The organism is Paenibacillus sp. Y859, from assembly GCF_056786405.1.
The window spans coordinates 772064-791004 of sequence record NZ_JBXCIZ010000001.1 but is presented as its reverse complement, the minus strand read 5'-3'; the positions used below and the strand labels follow the sequence as shown (position 1 = coordinate 791004).

Genomic DNA, 18941 nt, shown 5'->3' with positions numbered 1-18941 from the left:
GGATGAGGAGAGATATGTTAACACAATCTAGTATTTTGGTTACCGGTGGAACGGGTTCTATTGGCTATGAACTGGTTACTCAGTTACTTTCGTATAATCCCAAAAAAATTATCATTTATACAAGGAATGAATCAGCACAAGTTGCGATGAAGCAGACCTTCAACGATGCTAGATTATCCTTTTGTATCGGTGACATCCGCGACAAGGAAGCGCTATTCAAAGCTTGCGAGGGCATCGATTACGTATTCCATCTTGCCGCGCTTAAGCACGTTCCCATTTGCGAGGAACAACCTATCGAGGCTTTGAAGACCAATGTGGGCGGTACGCAAAATGTCATTGATGCTGCATTGCATAATGGCGTGAAAAAGGTTATTAACATGTCGACGGATAAGGCGGCGGATCCGAGCAACTTTTACGGTATGACGAAAGCAATTGGGGAAAAGATGATGATTTTGTCGAATAATTTGAATACAAAGACGAAAATGATTTGCGTAAGAGGCGGAAATATTCTAGGGACCAGCGGAAGTGTGCTTCATTTATTTAAGAAGCAAATTCAAGATAAAAATCAAGTCGGTATTACGGATAAGAGGATGATCCGATTCTTCATGACGCTGGAAGAAGTCACCGGGCTTCTGGTTAAAGCCGCGATAGAAGGAATAGGAGGTGAAGTTTTTATCATGGCTATGCCTGCGTGTAAAATCATTGATCTAGCTGAGGTACTGATCGAGATGTCCGGGAAGAAGAATGTAGGGATAAAGGAGCATGGCATTAGACCAGGTGAGAAACTTAATGAACTTCTCATTTCCGAATACGAAAGTCACAATGCGGTACAATACAACGAGCAATTAATTGTCATACTTCCTACAATTGAGAATTCTCAGTTAAATGAGCATTATTCCAATTATCCTTCGCTTAAGAACAAGACCTATTCTTCCAATGATGTTCTGATGACCAAGGAAGAAATAAGGGAAATGCTGATTAAGAGCGGATTACTTTCCTGACAACAAGACAAATTCCAGTTGTGCGATTCTTTGCCTTCTAGTTTTTTAAATATTCGCGTAAAGTATCCGGCGTCATCATAGCCAACATACCCGGCAATCATACCGATCGAGCTGAGATCTTTTTTCAAAAGTATCTTGGCTTCATCTACCCTCATCCTATTCTGGTAATCAGTTAATGTCATTCCTGTTTCTTTCTTGAATTGTCTCGACAAATGTGAAGGATGCAGATGATACTCCTCGGCTAGTTGCTGTAGGTCTGACGGTTTACTGAAGTTAATTTTGATGTGCTGATCTTTTTTCAAAAACGGTCGCTTGTATGCCAATCTTGCGTAGGGCAAGAGCAACACATAATCCACCAATACCTGCTCCAATAACGATCACCTTCATGAACTAAAGTCCCCTTTAATCACATTTTGAGAGCTTATCAATGGTTTGAAGCATCAGCCGTATTCCTTTTCTATTGTAACGAAAGTGATTTAAACTTCCTATTAGATATGTATCCATGTCCGGATGGTAGAACAGAAACGTTCTTGTTGATCCAGCATTTCCCTGCATATTGTAATACTGCTTTACAACTCTATAACAAAATAATGATATTATTATAAAAAAAGGAGCTGAAATCATTTTGGCAGCAATATTAATTGTTGAGGATGAAATATCAATCAACGAGTTGGTTAAAAGGAATTTGCAGCTTGTAGGGCATCACTGCACTTCTGTATTTGATGGAAAAACTGCCATTTCAGAAATAGAATGCCATACATATGATCTGATAATTTTAGATATCATGCTGCCTGAATTTGATGGGTTTGAAGTGTTTGGACAAGTTCACGAAACTCCCACGATTTTCTTAACGGCACGTAGCAGCTTACCAGATCGCATAAAGGGATTTTCAATGGGGGCTGACGACTATTTGACAAAGCCCTTTGAAATGTTGGAGCTATTGGCTCGCGTAGAAGCAGTGCTGCGGCGAACCCAAAAAAATAAAAGCTCCTTTGAAGCGGGAGCTGTGAGGATTGATTTTGACAGCCATCAGGTGTTTTATATGGGACAGCTTGTGGAATGTACGCCGAAAGAATATGAATTGTTAGAGGTGTTGGTATACAACCGTAATATCGCATTGTCTAGAGAAAGACTTCTGCAGCTTGTGTGGGGCTATGATTATGAAGGGGATACCCGAACGATTGATGTTCACATTCAAAAGCTTCGAAAAAAATTAGGCTGGGAAAATGTGATAAAAACGATCTATAAGCTGGGTTACCGCCTGGAGATAAGCGCATGAAATACCGCACTTTTTTAACAACGCTGGTGCTTTTTCTGTTCTCCTTCAATCTTGGGATATTAATCATTTCTGTCACTACATTCAAAGATACTGTTAATCGTGTAGAAGAAAGAAGCTTGGGTGAACATTATTTTATAACATCTGCGCTTATAAAGGATTTTCATGCTGTGGAAAGCCGTGGAATTGATATTGAGGGCTCTTTAGGATCTTTGCTCCAGCCATACAGTTATCTGTCCGGGGATAAAAAGGTTAAACTAGCGCTTTACAAGGGCGATCAGCTTGCTTATTCCAATCGGTTGGAGATTGTATTACAGGGTAGCTTTTTGGAACCACCAGAGGATGGAAATCGACTGGTTTCTATACAAAAATCAGATAGCCATACCTATGTGATTGTTTCGGGAAAGCTTCCTGCGCCATATGATTTGTATACAATGGTCTATTTTTATGATACGACAGATGCCATAATTGGATGGGGACATATGAAAAATTTACTGTTTTTCATGGGATTTATTCTCTCCGTATTGCTTGCTGTAGGCCTTCATTTAGTGCTTAATCGAATATTTAAGCCCCTATCGCAGATTTCTCAAACCTCTCGCAATATCGCGGCTGGTGCATATGAAACCAGGCTCCCGGTATCCGGGCATGATGAGCTTTCCGAAATGGCACAAAGCTTCAATCATATGGCAGAGGAAATCCAGCATCAAATGACGGAGCTTATCACTGCCGCAGAAAAAAAACAGCAGTTTATTGATAATTTTGCCCATGAGCTCTGTACGCCCTTGACTGCAATCTATGGATACGCGGAATATATGCAAAAGGCTGCCCTAACTGAAGATGACAGGCTGTCCGCGATCAACTATATTATGTCGGAAAGTCGGCGTATGCAGACAATGGCCAATCAATTACTCGAACTGGCAAACCTTAAAAATGACCAGATCACCTGGAAAGCGCAAAAAGTATCAGACCTTTTCCAATCTGTTAAACAGACCTTGCATAGTAAGATTACTGAAAAAGAAATTCAAATTGTGTTTCATTGTGAAATGGATGTTATTTGGGGAGATGCCTGCTTACTGCAAAGTTTGTTTGTCAATCTAATTGACAATGCGATAAAGGCGTGCGGTACGGGTGGATATATCATAGTGCGTGCCGCTATAGAGGTAGGAAAGAAAACGGTTTGTATCCAGGATAACGGAAAAGGTATGACATCCGAAGTACTCCAGTATATTACAGAGCCCTATTATCGCGTAGAGAAATCACGAAACCGCAGGGACGGCGGCGCCGGATTAGGCCTTGCCATCTGTAAACAGATTGTCTTATTTCACGGCGCGGAGCTAGAGTTTATGAGCCATCCAGGGGAGGGAACGACGGCAACAATCATTTTTACAACTTCATAATAACTTGATGATGATTCTATAATCCGCCTATTTTATACTGCTAATTGTGATCACACATAAAATTATGAAGGAGAGATTTAGATGAAAGCAAACAGAACGGAAAGAAAAAGCTTGAAAAAAACGATATTGGCGGCCGCAGTGGTCATTGGGGCCAGCACATTACTGTTCCAGGGATTCACAGAGGCAGCGACGGTGACGGCATTCAAAAAAACAAATACTATCCCTACAAGCTATGCAAATGTTGCAACCAGTCCATCCCAAACGGCAGACCAGAGCTTGCCGGCAGGCTACAAAATAGCAAATTATACGGTGAGAGCAATTGACCTTGAATACTACCGTAACCAAACGCCAACGAGCAAGGACATGACCCAAAAAGATGCAGCGGAAATCGGCGCACAAGCACTCTGGGAGGTATTTGGTCTGAGCTTAGAGGGTCAGATAATTGAAATGGGCTACCAGCAGCCAACCGAAAGTCTTACCCGCTCGAGCTGGTACGCCGATGTGTTGTTCGACGGCAAGCGTAGCTATAGTTTCTCTGTGGACTCGGTAACAGGAGAATTATTTAGCATAGTCCGTGACAGAACGCTGGATAAAAAGGTTTCAGTAGCTTTTGATGCGACTCTTGATAAAAGTCCGCAGGAATATGTTGCACTGGCAAAGAATCTGGCGAAGGAATATAACGTTGTTCACAGCGCAGTCAAGTCGGTTGTATACAATGGTCAAGGTTACAGCAGCAATGATCCGACGATTTCACTTGATATTACGGGAGAAAATGGGGGAATTGCTTTGATGAGTTTCTCTCGATATGATAAGGCGTTGCTCGGTATCGTTTATAATGGGTCATATAAGCCCGATAAGGAATTCAATGAAATGCTCATGAAGCAGGTGCAGGAAAAGGTCGAAGAGCTTGAAAAATCAGCCCCACCTGTCAATGAACATGAGGCACCCACTCTAAGAGGTTTGGATTTGCAGTGAGATATTTTCTTGAAATGTTAAAGTGAATTTTCAGCCCTCAAGCCGCCACAATGTTGGCGGCTGTTCATATATCATCTTGGACGAGCCCCTCTTACTCGATTTGAAACGATGCCTTAGACAGAGTATTCATTAAAACATTTAATTACATTTTGAGAGCTTATCAATGGTTTGAAGCATCAGCCGTATTCCTTTTCTATTGTAACGAAAGTGATTTAAGCTTCCTAATAGATATGTATCCATGTCCGGATGGTAGAACAGAAACGTTCCTGTTGAGCCGGCATTTCCCCACATATTATATTTCTGCGGCATGAATAAGGGGATGGTTTTGAAATTCATTATTCCATAACCATAATCAATACCCATGAAAAATTTCGTCCAATCCCTCTTCATATTTGCAAGAGTGTCTTCTTTAAGAATCTCATCATGTACTAGTGCTTTCATGAATTTAAGTAAATCCTCATTTGTGGAGACAATTCCACCTCCGGCATAACTAATACTAAGGCTTTGGTAGTCTGTCATATTGATATTTCGTCCAAATAAATGAGCCATGGGGAATTCGCTTGGTGTTGTAGGTTCAGAACGGAGAATTAAATATGAATGGTTCATCTCAAACGGTTCAAAAATATCATGCCGAAGGACATCATGAAAGGGTTTCGATGTTATTTGCTCAATGATTAATCCTAACAGATTATAGCCTGTATCTGAATAATGAAATCCTTTACCTGGTGGGAAATGTGATTGCAGATGCTCTTTAGACCATTGAATAACTTCTTGCGGTGTCCAGAAACGAGAGGGATCATCAAACAGCATATCGAGCATAGATTTACCCTGTTTAGGTTTATCCTCGAGAAAACAATTTAGGCCTGATGTGTGATTCAATAAGTGTTTTATTTGGATATCATGTGTATAATCGGTTCCTTTGAAAATATGTAGATTGTTAAGTAGGAGTGGATCTACATACATGGAGATGTTATCTTCGTAGGATATCAGTTTCTTTTCCACTAAAAGACCAATGAGGACCGCTGTAAATAGCTTGCCAATGCTGGCGATGAAAAAAGGTTGTTGTGCATTTGCGACCTGACTACCCGTTGTACCTTCTGCTATATTCATGTGAATACCGAGCTTATCAGAATGAACTAACATATAAGCATTATATATTTTAGCGTCTTTCTGTACTGTTTTCTTAAAAAGATCTGCAATTAAGGTTTGTACTCTGTCCTTCTCCATTTGTATATCACTCCCATATGATATTAATCCAATCTTTCGATCTTGAGGGAGCGAACACCAGCAATGATATCTTTGCCCGTGCGTTCCATCATCGCAATTAACTTCTCCTCATCAAATACTTCCGGAAGCAATCCATTGACGTCCATTACGGATAAACCCATTTGAAATATTTGCATTTTTAATAGAATTCCCATAAGCTCCTTGTCTGTAAAGTCATGCATTTCAGGATCAAGTCTCATTTGTTCCAGAATGTTACCCACTTGCGGTTGAACATCACTCAAATAAGTATGGTTATTCATGATCAAGTCTTTAAAAAGTACACTATACTCTCGAGCAAACTTCAGACTGGCGATACCAATATTTAGAAATGGATTTGGGTTGTATTGTGTCATTAGCATTTGCTGAGAAACTTCATGAATTTTGTTCATCACTGCCTTTTTTAGCTCATAGATATCTGTAAAGTTCACATAAATAGGGGCTATGGAGCTCCCCATCTGGTCAGCAACCTTTCTTATCGTGATTTGATCAATACCCTCTGCCTTTGCTATTTCAAAAGCTACAGAAATGATTGTTTCTTTAGTAAACTTTCTCTTAGGTGCCATAAGCATCTCCCTGTTCAATGACCGTGAGCATGAAAAAGCGTGGTTGATGGTAACTACAAGAAATTACTATTAAGACATAAAGAAAGCTGCCGAGAATGTCTCGACAGCCTTAGTAGGTCATTCCCCATATTATTGTGCCAAGCTGCTAGCGGATTGTTTTTCTTTCCACATCATCGTAATGACAAGACCAATAAACATAATGACAGCAGCAAAGAGATACGGATAGTTGATGTTTACATCAAATAATATACCGGCTAACGCAGGTCCGACGATATTACCCAAGCTAGTATATGTTGAGTTCATTCCAGCGATAAATCCTTGTTCTTGTTCGGCAGTTCTTGATAAATAGGTCGTTAATGCTGGGCGTAGCAAGTCAAATGCGAGAAAGATGAAGCAGGTGATTAGCAGAATGGTTAAATAGCTAGAGACCATGGTGGATGCTACCGCTAATGCTACGCCAGCAATTAAGCATATTTGGATGAGTTTCTTTTCACCGAGTTTATCTACCATTTTACCAAACGCAAAGACCTGGACGATAACCCCGAAGATGGCGCTTATTGTAATAATGGTAGCAATATCTCGTGGAGTGAATCCAAATTTATGATCAGAATATAGACTAAATACAGTTTCATATGCAGATAAACCAAAGGCCAGTACAAATACAATAATAAAGGCAATAATGTATAGTGGTTGGAGTGAGCGTTTGAGATCACTTGCCAAGTTTGTCTCTTTTTTAAGTTGACTGATTTCCAAAAGCTGCTGCTTGGTCAGTGGCTCTTTGAGAATAAATAGGGATGAAATACCTGTTATTAATGCGAAGCCAGCAGCAAAGTAGAAGGGGGCACGAATACCCAGTTCAGCAATAAAGCCCCCGATACCTGGGCCAATAATAAAACCGGTACTAATGGCGGCAGAAATATAGCCCATCGCTTTCGGTCTTTCCTCTACAGAGGTAATATCTGCAACAAAGGCAGTTACGGCAGGCATAATAAAAGCACCGCTAATGCCTCCTAGAATTCTGGAAAAATAAAGAACCGATACATGTGTACCTAAACCAAAGATGATCTCCGATATACTGAAGAGGAATAAGCCAATTATGATCATTTTCTTTCTGCCATAACGGTCAATCCATCGTCCTGCAAGGGGAGACATGAGTAATTGTGCGAACGCAAAGGCCGCCATAAGATACCCCATCGATTGGCCTGATAAATGCATCATATTCATAAAGGATGGCATAACAGGGACGATAAGTCCGACTCCTAGAAAAACAATGAATATGTTACTTAATAGGATGAGTAAAACTGCTTTTTGTTCTTTTAATGGTTTCTTCATAAAGTAATACCTCTCTTTTGTAAAATCATATCTGTGAAATACCTCTCCAAAACACGGTCCATGAGGCATTTAGTTTATCGTTTAAACGTTGTTCATTATTACCATAAGCAAGCTCTAGCATGATCGAATCAACGATACCTAAGAAGGCAAGAGTAGGTACGGTGGCTGTATCTTCCATGATGGCTTTGGCATCGATCCATTCTTGAAATTTACTTTCTAGTACGGTTTGAATTTTTTGTTCCGAGTCGATTACTTCCTCACTAATCGCTATTGCAAGATGGAGAGGTGGAAAAAAAGACATACGTAGCCAAAACTTTAACTGTTCGTTCTGTTGAAACAAATCAATGACCAATTGCAGATATCCTAATAAATCTGCTTTGGGATTAAGGGGAACGACTTTACTCAAATAATGTAGTATCGATGAGATCTCTGTCTCTTTGGCATCATGTAAAACTTGCAGAAATAGATCATCTTTCCCTTTGAAATGAGCATAGAGAGACTGTTTCTTCATGCCGACATGCTCGGCAATTTGCGACAGAGATGCTCCCTCATACCCATGAATTGTGAAAAATTTCAAGGCGACCGCTTTAATCTCTGTACGTTTCAATCGAATCACCCCTATATTAACGAACGTTCGTCAGTTATTCTAGCAAATTTAATTATTAAATACAAATGCGAATTGAAATATATCAAAAAACCGCCCAGTCATAAATTCATGATCAAGGCGATTTAGTATATTATTGTTGTTTGCCTTCGATTGCGCTCATCAAGACGCTAGCCGCGATTCCAAGTCTGCGATCGAGGAGACGGTTATGATCCATGGAGAAATCAAGCTCAATTTTCTGAATGAAAGGATTAAATCGTTGGTTGAAAGTAAGCACGTCATATTGCCCCATTGTACCACGGAAGGACTGAGGTACGAGATTGGATAGAAATCTACGGATGATAGCCAGCAACATATTATCTTCTGTAATCAGTCCGACCTCAACTTCCTGAGTGTCGAGAATGGTCCATTCATCCTTGAGGATCGACTTCATCCCCTTTCTTCTTAAGCTGCCAACAGTCTCATTTCTTTGGGGATCGTAGACATCGTATGTAGCAGAGAAGTCAATTCTTGATCGTGCTTTTATAATTAGAATTTCTTCAGTCATGTCCTCGGAACTATATATTCGAATATCTTCCTTCAGTTTAAATGCCTTTTGTTTGACGTAAAAGGCTAGTCCGCCCTGAGCATCATAAATATGGAAGGCATCACCGAATATTTTGAAAACTTTCTTGCGAATTAAATAGGTGGGATGGTTATAGCGATCAGTCATAATAATAGTCTCCTTTATATTTAAACTTTTCTTATTATCTCATATTTTCAAGAAAGGGGAATCATGGAATTAATAACGATAATCACAGCTACTTTAATAATTCGCAAATAATAGAAAAACAACTTAGAATCTAGTAGAATAAGAGGGATTGAAAAAAAGCCGAAGATACCTGAACCGTTGCGTTGGACTTAAGGTTGTCTGTTGAATATTAGAGTGAGGGGTCATAATCTATGAATCGAGCAAGCAAGATTCTTATTATTGAAGATGAGCAAGATATTTCTCGTATATTACGAGATTATATAAGTATACATGGGTACGAGGTAGAGGTAGCGAACAACGGCGCAGACGGGTTGCGGTGTGTTGATACATCAAATCCGGATTTCATAATTTTGGATCTTACGCTACCAGATGTGGATGGTATTGAACTTTGTCGTCAAATTCGAGATAAATGTACAACACCTATACTTATTCTAAGCGCGCGCGGAAGTGACACAGATAAAGTGCTAGGCCTTGGATTTGGTGCAGATGATTACATGACTAAACCATTCTCATTAAGTGAGTTGGTTGCAAGAATAAATGCTCATTTGCGAAGAGTTGAGGGAATGGTAAGTAAAAAAAAGAAATTAGACAGTGATGCGATACATATAGGAAATATTACAATAGATAAGAAAGCTTACATATTAACCGTGGACGATAAGGAAATTTCATTGTCTTCCAAAGAATTTGAACTACTATATTTTTTAGCCAATAATCCCAATCAGGTGTTTACTAAGAGCCAATTGTTAGACGCCATTTGGGGTTACACCTCTCTAGGAGATGAGAACACGATTACTGTGTATATTCGAAGATTAAGAGAGAAAGTGGAATCCGACCCGTCACATCCAATCTATATTAGAACGGTCTGGGGTGTTGGGTATAAATTGAATATGGATGAAATGTGAGATGGGAGCATTGTATGTATTTACGTGACTGGATGAAAAGATGGCATGCTTATGCCTTGATTAGTGTGATTGTGATGATAGGATGCGCGACATATATGTGGGTGAATCCTCTTGGAAGTGGACAAGCATCTGAACCGAAATATGTAATCAATCAAGTACGTATCCAAGTGAGTGATATCATGCAATATCTAGAACAACATCACGAGGATATTTCCGCGGACCCCTATATGCAAAAGACAGTGCGAGAGATGACCGAAGTCAGCGGTGTGAATCTTATTTATGCTCAATTAGACGGTAACGTAGCGTTTACGGTTCCTCTAGATCAATCTATTGAACATATCGATGTGAGGACCTCGCTTCACTATGATTTATATACCTCAAGAGTAGATAAGGATATGTTCAAAATCGCCTTTCCTGTCATTGATGAAGAGTCTCAAGTTCAAGTGGGAAATGCGATTTTTACGATGCCTGAAAGTATGGTTCTGAACGAGAAATCACATTCAAAGTCTTGGATTCCATTCGTAATCATTATTGTATGTGGGATCATTCTAATCAATCTATTATTCATTCTTCTTCGCAAAATAAACGATCAAGCCATCAAGCCTATCTATCAACTGAAGAACTATTCCGAAGCGATCCTCAAAGGGAATTATGAACCGCAATTCACATATGGCAGAATCGATGAAGTTGGGGAAGTATATGCGATGTTCGATCAGATGAGAATAGAGATCATGTCACTGCACATCCAAAGAGCAGAACAAGATACAGCACAGAAAGAATTGATCTCTAACATTTCACATGATATCAAGACACCTCTTACCACGATGAAAGCTTACATTGAAGCTATTCATGCCGGGGTATGCCCGGATATGCCTTCGATTATGGAATACATGGAAGTGATGCAGACGAATGCGGATAAAATGGCAAGGTTGATTGATGATCTGTTAGTTCATGCCTTGAGTGAATTGGGACAAATTTCAGTTACTCTTACAGAGCAATATAGTCGAGACATCCTTCTGAACATTCTGAAACCTATTGGACATTATGTTCGAACTACTGGTGTTGTATTTACCGAACCGGAGCGAGAAGATGTTCCTAATGTATTAATTCATGTAGATGCTACTCGATTGGAACAGGTTATTTCAAATCTCATTGCTAATGCATTGAAACATACATCGGCCGGCGATACGATACGTATTCACATCGAACTTCAACAGGAGCAGTTAACATTCACCATATCCGATACAGGAGAGGGAATTCTACCTCAAGATATGCCGTTTATATTTGAACGCTATTTCCAAGGAAGAGTGAGTTCATATCAATCCATACATCGAAATGAAGGAGCAGGGTTAGGACTCTCGATTTGCAAACATATTATTGAAGCGCACAAGGGCACGATCTCATTTAAAAGCGTGAAGGGTCAAGGAACGGAATTCTTCTGTGCCATTCCATTGTGTTGAGACTAAGCGTAGTTGCTGTGCTGAACCGTATATTTTGTACCAGTAATATTTTATTAATATATTGATAAGTATTTCACAAGATTAGCCCCTTACAATGAGTTTATACGGAAATAAGGAGAGGGCTTAAATATGTCAAAGCAAGTGATTATTAAGGGAACCAATCTATGCAAGACCTACTCAACAGGAAGTGAACAATATCATGCTATACGCAACGTAGATATAGACATCTACGAAGGGGATTTCACCGTCATTATGGGAAACTCAGGTTCAGGAAAGTCTACACTGTTATACCTTCTAAGTGGGCTGGATAGCGTAACGGCTGGTGAAGTGCAATTTCAGGGGCAACACATTCATAAATACAAGGAAAAAGAATTAGCTGATTTTAGGGCGCGAAAGATCGGATACATTTATCAGAGTATTAACTTGGTGCCTGACCTTACGATCTTCGAGAATATTGCTCTACCAGGATACGTGGCAGGATATCTGAAGACGGAAGTGAAGCAGCAGGCAGTCTCACTCATGAGTAATATGGATATAGAAGGACAGCGAAATCGTCTGCCTGCCCAGACTTCGGGTGGACAGCAGCAAAGAGCGGCGATAGCTAGAGCGCTTATTAATTCTCCAGATGTCCTGTTCGCGGATGAGCCGACGGGAAGCTTGAATTACGATCAGGGTGTTGCGGTTCTGGATATTCTCACGAAGATGAATCGAGCGGGGCAGTCTGTTGTGATGGTAACTCATGACATCAAGGCTGCATGTAGGGCGGATCGATTAATATTGATTAAAGATGGCACTATTGGCGGTGTGCTTCAGTTCGACAAATACGATGAGGATTCTATTCACGACAGAGAAAGTATTATCTTCTCGTACGTGTCGGGGAGGGAGTAGACGTTATGTATGCTGTGTGGACACTTTGCCTGGCTAATTTAAGGCGGAAGAAATTACAGAATGGATTAATCGCCTTACTGATCATGTTATCCACGTTGCTACTTGCAACCTCAGTCACGGTTATTCTAAATACAGAGAATGTATTTAAAGATATACACACGCAAACGAATGGTTCTCACCAAATATTGAATATGGGAGACGAACTGCACGATCCGTATATAGTAAAAGAGTGGTGGGATAAGCAAGAAGGGATTACTGCATCTGAATTGATGCCGTATAGGACTTTAGCTGGAATAACCCATCAGGGTAAAGAAATCTCAGAATTATTTCTACTAATGATGGATACGCCGGAAAAACCCTTCACGGTGGATAAGCTTATTTTTGATCACGGTGTTGAGAGTTTACAACCCGAGATCGGAACGATATGGATTCCAACGTCGGCGGCACTTACCCATGACATTTCGATTGGTGAATCCATTGGATTCAATACGGGAGAAAGGAGCTTTGAATTAAGGGTATCTGCCATTGTGGTTGATATTCCTGAAGGGGGCCCCTTTTCAACGAGTGCACGCATATGGATGAACAGTCAAGATTACAAGGGACATTTAGATGCTATGACGGGTAAAGAGATGTATATGCTAGGACTTAGATTTGAAGATTATAGTCTTAGTTCGCTACATTGGCAAAAGTTTGAGCAAGAATGGGGTACTCCTTATCTTGAATCCATGGCAGAGTTTGAGGTAATCGCAGCTTTCTATCTTATTCTCAATAAAGTGATTGGATTTGTAATGGTTTTTCTCGGAGTCGTTATGATGTTAGTGTCCATATATACGATCGGATATACTATTTCTGATGCGATCTTGTCCAATTATAGGACGATGGGAATCATTAAATCCTTGGGATTAACCTCGAAAAGAATAATAGGCATATACGTTGCTCAATATGGTCTTCTGTCTATCATTTCAATTATACCTGGACTAATCGTTAGCATATTTGTATCGAGATTGATCGTAGAAAGTTCCCTTTCTTATGTGAAGACGGAGAATATTCCAATCGATATACAATGGATGCCAATTGTTTCTTTTGTAGGATTGTTAATATTTATTCTCGTCATACTATGTGCGTGGGGTTATGCGGGCAAAGCCCGTTCTATTGAGCCTGTACAAGCGATCAGGTATGGCATGTCTGAAATGGACAGTAGCAAAATGACAAAACGATTGAATTCAGTAGAAAGAGGTAAAACGGGATTTGAACGGTATCCTGTCATATTCGTTATTGGATTTAGGAATATTGTTAAGAATGTGAAAGGTTCCATCTTAATGATGGTTCTAGCTATTATTACATCTGCGGTACTTGTGTTCGGGTTTCTATTGTTGAACAGTATCAGTTCGGTCGGACAGACATCGCCAAAGTGGGGGTATGATTCATCTCATATTGTAGCTGCGATATATAATGATTCTACCTTTGATCGTGTTACCTTTGACAAGCAACTATCATCAGACCCGAGAGTAAAGAACATCGGTTGGTTGGATTCTATGGCAGCCGTATTTCCTTCAGATGAGATGCCATATGAAGACGAATCATTACCGGAGTCGATGAGTATCAGTTTGGATGTTGCTGACGGAAGTTTTGATGATATGGGTTATACGACATTAAGAGGAACTAACCCCCGGAATAAGAATGAAATTGCTATTGGTGTCAATGTAGCGAAGATGCTAGGCAAAGATATTGGCGATGTGGTAGATGTGTATATTGAGGGTCACCAACAAGTCCTTACCGTATCTGGAATATACCAGGCGATTGCTAATATGTCATATACAGCTAGAATTACTAAGGATGTCGTCAAATCGTACAATCCAGATTATAATGGGGTGGTTACAACTTTCATTAATCTTCACGACGGTACGCAAGCCAATCTTATAGTAGATGAGATCAATGCTCATTACAATGATTCTCTTAAAGCATTAAATCAACAGACGTTACTGGATGCTACTTACAAAGAGGGTACAACCGTATTGAGTATTCCTTTTAGTATAATGGGGCTGTTGTTCATCATGGTTACATTCATCATTATAGTGAGCACTTGCCGAATTAACATTAAGAAAGAAAGTAAAACTTACGGCATTTATAAATCCATTGGTATGACTTCTAGTTATATTAGATTATCTGTAACGGTAGGGATCATCATCCTGTCTGCGATGGGTGCGCTACTTGGTGGATTGGCTGGCGTATATTTGTTACCTAAGCTCCTCGAGAGTATTGTCTCTGATTATGGAATAGTTGATTTCCCTCTCGTTATTCAGTGGTGGGGCGTTATCGGCTTTGCATTTCTAAGTATATTGGCTGCAGGTCTTGGTTCTTGGGTGTCATCCAGAGTGGTAAATACAACATCGGCCAGGATATTGGTGGTAGAGTAAGTAACCACGTCGTATTAGTTTAAATATCTTGCTATGAAACGCTTGGAAATCCAAGCGTTATTTTTTTCTATGTCTACTATTTACAAATTCGTGCGCAATAATTTACATTCCCTTTACACAATCATACTAATCCATTAACAATTTGCTCTTACAATCAAGAGTATAGTAAAAAAGACCTATTTAATTTAATAGGAATTATGGAGGATGATATTTTATGAAGGGAAACACCTTGCACCTTTCTATGAAATGGAAGTTGATTTTAAGCTTCTCTGCTGTTGCACTAATATTTCTAGGGGTAGCTCTTTATCAGAGTCATACAATAAAGCTTGTGCAATCTTCAATGGAAATTCAGCAAATAGAGATGGAGAAAAGAGTTACTGTTGTACAAATGACCCAACTGTTGCAAGAGTTGAATGGATTGGAAAATTCCCTCGTTCAAACTAGCGATCTCAAATATGCAGATTCTTTTAAGGAGACGTACCATAAACTTAATACGAAATTAGCTAGGGTGGATTTCTCAGAAGATACAAGGGCGTTCAAAGATTTACAAATTTTACAAAGCCAGATTAAGAAATATAGAGAAAAAATAGATGAATTAATTAGTATAGTGGAGACTCAAGGACAGGACACTCTGACGACACTTGAGGAAATGAATAACTTACATACGGAAGCACTTGCTATGAATCAAGCTATGGTTAATACGAATGAGCAATTGTATATGGCGGCAGAAGAGAATGCACTGAAGGCGGAAGATTATTCTTTTGCATTATTACATGATACAACTTCTATTGCTACTTATGCTGCAATTCTCGTAATTGTTATGACGCTTGTTATAGCGATATTTCTAATACGCTCCTTTGTATCTCCGTTAAACAAGCTGCAATCGGCCCTCTATCAAATTTCTGAAGGTGATCTGCGCTATCAAATTAATTCTCCATATCATGACGAGCTAGGTCGCTTAAGTCATCATTTCGATCATATGGTACAGAGGGTTAGAGATATGCTTCAGCATACGCAATCTGCAGCGTCCTCGCTAGCGACTTACGCTCACTCTTTCCAGCAGTCTTCAGCGATTACGGCTCACACGAATCAGGATATTGTGAGGACTATTCAGGATATCTCTGTTGGAGCGGGACAGCAAGCTGAGCAATCCGAGCATAGTGCGAGTCTGATCGAAGAGTTAGAACGGGGAGTTCATGAAATTACGGAATATACGAAGATGATGGTATCGACAAGTGAAACCGCTAATAACAACACCCGTAAAGGGTTTGTGGCTGTCACAGACTTAAGGATCGTATCACAACAATCTCGTGATTCGATCGCAAATGTATATGATGCGTTAATCAAGTTAGTGGAGCAATCGAAACAAATATCGAGAATTACCAATTCGATTACAGAAATATCAACTCAAACGAATCTGCTTTCATTAAATGCAGCTATTGAGGCAGCTCAGGCCGGAGCCTATGGAAAGGGATTTGCAGTTATTGCAGCTGAAGTGAGGAAGTTATCGGTACAAACGAAAGAATCATCTGTTCATATCGCAGCGATAATCAATGATTTACAATTGGGTATGATCGACTTTCAAAGAGATATGCTTGAGACGAAAGGGAATTTTGAGAAGCAGGATCATAAAGTAGCGGAGACTCTTTCATCATTTGAAGCTATTGACCATTCTATAGAAGAGATTAGTAGGCAGATTGGGCAGATTCACGACAAGATGGATATGACCCGGACTAATAATACCAGACTATCTGAATCGGTTCACAGCGTAGCTGCCATCGCTGAAGAAACCGCTGCAGGAGTTCAGGAAGTGAATGCTTCAAGCATGGAGCAGGACAATGCTATTAGTGATATTGCCGAACAAGCTATTAGAATTAATGAAATTTCACAAATGCTGTTTCAAGAAATTAATGTGTTCAAGATTGATGCTGAAGAAACGGATGAGTCTGATGAGTCTGATGAGACTGAAGAGGTTAATGGAGTTTTCGCCCTATTATAAGGAAAACTTATGATTCCATTGCGATACTGTGATTGGACTAATCGGTGAATCAGAAACTATAATTAAATATAAGAAAGTTATCGGAAATGGAGTGATTCTATCATAATCTCATTGACGTTATTGTCGCTTTATGATAGCTTGAAGTAATCTATTAACTAATTCATATGTGTATACTTGGTTTTAAAATGATCGTATTTCTTTGTGAGGTGGATAATGTTGCAACTTCAAGTAATGAATAGTCCTTTCAACCAAGAGCAAGTAGAACTACTCAATCGTCTCTTGCCAACACTAACGGAGACACAACAGATCTGGCTTAGTGGGTTTCTTACGGCTAGCCAAAGTGCTTCATCGCAGTTGACACCAAACGCTGTCGTGCAAGCTGCTTCAGTGGTGCCAGCAGAGCCAGCAGTGCTCAATACAAACAGTCCTGTTGCTATATCCCGAGAAGTGACTGTACTTTTCGGATCTCAGACAGGCAATTGCCAAAGATTAGCGAAGGGTCTGACGGCTAAGTTGGAAGATCAAGGATTTAAGGTTGTACTCTCATCTATGAGTAACTTCAAATCCAATAGCTTAAAGCAAGTACAGAATTTATTAATCCTCGTGAGTACCCATGGGGAAGGAGATGCGCCTGATAACGCTCTACCTTTCTATGAATTCTTACATAGTAAGCGAGCACCACAATTGAAGGACCTACAGTTCTCGGTGCTAGCTTTAGGAGATACATCCTATGAGTTCTATTGTAAAACAGGTAAGGACTTTGACATTCGTCTAGAAGAGTTAGGCGGAAACCGACTTACTCCGCGTGTTGATTGTGATGTGGATTATGATGAATCTGCGGCAGAGTGGATTGACAGTGTATTAGCTAGTTTAAGTGCAACAACAGGATCAGCTGTTGTAACAGATGCTGTAACGGCGATTGGTAACGGAAATTCAGAAGGAGAATCGACGTATTCTAGAACATCTCCCTTTAAGTCTGAAGTGCTTGAGAATTTGAATCTCAACGGTCGTGGATCAGACCGGGAGACACGTCATCTCGAACTATCTCTTGAGGGATCCAATTTGCAGTACGAACCAGGTGACTGTGTAGGTATCTTTCCAGAGAACCATGCTAGCTTAGTGGATGCACTGATCGAACAAATGGGTTGGAAGGCTGAAGAGCTCGTTCCTATTAATAAAAAAGGCGAAGAACGTCCGCTTCGTGAGGCATTACTAAGTAATCTAGAGATTACCGTGTTAACCAAGCCGTTATTGGAGCAAGCTGCGAAGCTTACGACGAACAAAGATCTGCATGAACTTCTACAGTCAGGTCATGAGCAAGAACTTAGAACTTATTTAAGCGAGCGAGATCTATTGGATTTGGTACAGGATTTCTCTCCTTGGGAAGCTTCTGCCAGTGAGTTCGTCTTGATCTTGCGGAAGATGCCTCATCGTCTGTATTCGATTGCTAGTAGTTCAAAAGCTAGCCCAGATGAGGTTCATCTTACGATCCGTACAGTTCAGTACGAATCACATGGACGTGTGCGGTACGGTGTATGTTCTACACAGTGTGCAGAACGATTAGAATCAGGTGATTCTTTGCCGATATATATTCATCAGAACCCTAATTTCAAACTTCCTGTTAACCCAGAAACACCGATTATTATGATTGGACCTGGAACGGGTGTCGCTCCCTTCCGAGCTTTCATCGAAGAGCGGGCGGAGACTGGGGCAGAAGGGAAGAATTGGTTGTTCTATGGAGATCAGCATTTCCTGACAGATTTCCTCTATCAATTGGACTTCCAACGTTGGGTTAAAGAAGGCGTCTTAACACGGATGGATGTTGCATTCTCCCGTGATACGGATCAGAAGGTGTATGTGCAACATCGTATGCTTGAGAAGAGCCAAGAGCTTTACCAATGGTTGCTGGAAGGTGCCTCGATATATATTTGTGGTGATGAGAAACATATGGCCCATGACGTTCATAACACATTGATCAAGATAGTAGAACAAGAGGGTGGCAAGAGCTACGAAGAAGCGATAGCTTACCTTGCCGATATGCAACAACAGAATCGCTATCAGCGTGACGTATATTGAGACATAAGAACGAAAGTGAAAGGAGCGAGCAATA

17 protein-coding genes are annotated in these 18941 nt (G+C 40.2%); 10 read left to right on the top strand and 7 right to left on the bottom strand.

Annotated elements, in window-relative coordinates; all coding sequences use genetic code 11:
- Positions 1-14: 14 nt before the first annotated feature.
- Positions 15-1001, top strand: coding sequence for an SDR family NAD(P)-dependent oxidoreductase (locus AC1TO8_RS04030; RefSeq protein ID WP_482054306.1), 987 nt, complete (start codon positions 15-17; stop codon positions 999-1001).
- On the opposite strand, the gene AC1TO8_RS04025 is transcribed toward AC1TO8_RS04030, so the two are convergent.
- A complete protein-coding gene (locus AC1TO8_RS04025; RefSeq protein ID WP_482054305.1) occupies positions 926-1303 on the bottom strand; it encodes a helix-turn-helix transcriptional regulator in 378 nt (125 codons plus the stop codon). The two genes, AC1TO8_RS04030 and AC1TO8_RS04025, sit on opposite strands and share 76 nt — an antisense overlap.
- Positions 1275-1388, bottom strand: coding sequence for an FAD-dependent oxidoreductase (locus tag AC1TO8_RS04020; RefSeq protein WP_482054304.1), 114 nt, complete (start codon positions 1386-1388; stop codon positions 1275-1277). Before AC1TO8_RS04020 ends, AC1TO8_RS04025 begins: the two co-directional genes overlap by 29 nt.
- A gap of 238 nt (positions 1389-1626) precedes the next feature.
- Here AC1TO8_RS04020 and AC1TO8_RS04015 point away from each other — a divergent pair, with 238 nt between their 5' ends.
- The 3 genes from AC1TO8_RS04015 (at position 1627) to AC1TO8_RS04005 (ending at position 4649) form a co-directional block, all read left to right on the top strand.
- The gene (locus AC1TO8_RS04015; RefSeq protein WP_482054303.1) at positions 1627-2280 is read left to right on the top strand and encodes a response regulator transcription factor; all 654 of its coding nucleotides are present in this window, start codon (positions 1627-1629) and stop codon (positions 2278-2280) included.
- Positions 2277-3674, top strand: coding sequence for a sensor histidine kinase (locus tag AC1TO8_RS04010; protein ID WP_482054302.1), 1398 nt, complete (start codon positions 2277-2279; stop codon positions 3672-3674). Before AC1TO8_RS04015 ends, AC1TO8_RS04010 begins: the two co-directional genes overlap by 4 nt.
- Before the next feature lie 81 nt (positions 3675-3755).
- The gene (locus tag AC1TO8_RS04005) at positions 3756-4649 is read left to right on the top strand and encodes a hypothetical protein (protein ID WP_482054301.1); all 894 of its coding nucleotides are present in this window, start codon (positions 3756-3758) and stop codon (positions 4647-4649) included.
- 138 nt (positions 4650-4787) lie between these two features.
- Here AC1TO8_RS04005 and AC1TO8_RS04000 read toward each other — a convergent pair whose 3' ends face one another.
- The 5 genes from AC1TO8_RS04000 to AC1TO8_RS03980 all read right to left on the bottom strand — a co-directional run bounded on the left by AC1TO8_RS04000 (position 4788) and on the right by AC1TO8_RS03980 (position 9126).
- Positions 4788-5876: a serine hydrolase domain-containing protein gene (locus AC1TO8_RS04000; RefSeq protein ID WP_482054300.1), complete on the bottom strand. Its 1089-nt coding sequence runs from the start codon at positions 5874-5876 to the stop codon at positions 4788-4790.
- A 23-nt stretch (positions 5877-5899) separates the two neighbouring features.
- Entirely contained in the window at positions 5900-6478 is a 579-nt protein-coding gene (locus tag AC1TO8_RS03995; protein WP_482054299.1) for a TetR/AcrR family transcriptional regulator, read from the bottom strand.
- Between the two features lie 129 nt (positions 6479-6607).
- Positions 6608-7810 carry an MFS transporter gene (locus tag AC1TO8_RS03990; protein WP_482054298.1) on the bottom strand — a complete coding sequence of 401 codons (1203 nt, stop codon included), beginning with the start codon at positions 7808-7810 and terminating at the stop codon, positions 6608-6610.
- Positions 7811-7835: 25 nt separating this feature from the next.
- On the bottom strand, positions 7836-8426 hold the full coding sequence (locus AC1TO8_RS03985) for a TetR/AcrR family transcriptional regulator (protein ID WP_482054297.1): 591 nt from the start codon (positions 8424-8426) through the stop codon (positions 7836-7838).
- A 121-nt stretch (positions 8427-8547) separates the two neighbouring features.
- Entirely contained in the window at positions 8548-9126 is a 579-nt protein-coding gene (locus AC1TO8_RS03980) for an LURP-one-related family protein (RefSeq protein ID WP_482054296.1), read from the bottom strand.
- 230 nt (positions 9127-9356) lie between these two features.
- Here AC1TO8_RS03980 and AC1TO8_RS03975 point away from each other — a divergent pair, with 230 nt between their 5' ends.
- The 6 genes from AC1TO8_RS03975 (at position 9357) to AC1TO8_RS03950 (ending at position 18907) form a co-directional block, all read left to right on the top strand.
- Positions 9357-10067 (top strand): response regulator transcription factor, encoded by a 711-nt coding sequence (locus AC1TO8_RS03975; RefSeq protein ID WP_482054295.1) that lies wholly within the window; start codon positions 9357-9359, stop codon positions 10065-10067.
- A gap of 14 nt (positions 10068-10081) precedes the next feature.
- Positions 10082-11527, top strand: coding sequence for a HAMP domain-containing sensor histidine kinase (locus tag AC1TO8_RS03970; RefSeq protein ID WP_482054294.1), 1446 nt, complete (start codon positions 10082-10084; stop codon positions 11525-11527).
- A gap of 129 nt (positions 11528-11656) precedes the next feature.
- Positions 11657-12415 (top strand): ABC transporter ATP-binding protein, encoded by a 759-nt coding sequence (locus tag AC1TO8_RS03965; RefSeq protein ID WP_482054293.1) that lies wholly within the window; start codon positions 11657-11659, stop codon positions 12413-12415.
- 5 nt (positions 12416-12420) lie between these two features.
- Positions 12421-14832, top strand: coding sequence for an ABC transporter permease (locus AC1TO8_RS03960; protein WP_482054292.1), 2412 nt, complete (start codon positions 12421-12423; stop codon positions 14830-14832).
- A 214-nt stretch (positions 14833-15046) separates the two neighbouring features.
- The gene (locus AC1TO8_RS03955) at positions 15047-16831 is read left to right on the top strand and encodes a methyl-accepting chemotaxis protein (protein WP_482054291.1); all 1785 of its coding nucleotides are present in this window, start codon (positions 15047-15049) and stop codon (positions 16829-16831) included.
- Positions 16832-17047: 216 nt separating this feature from the next.
- Positions 17048-18907, top strand: coding sequence for an assimilatory sulfite reductase (NADPH) flavoprotein subunit (locus AC1TO8_RS03950; protein ID WP_482054505.1), 1860 nt, complete (start codon positions 17048-17050; stop codon positions 18905-18907).
- The last annotated feature ends 34 nt before the right edge of the window (positions 18908-18941 follow it).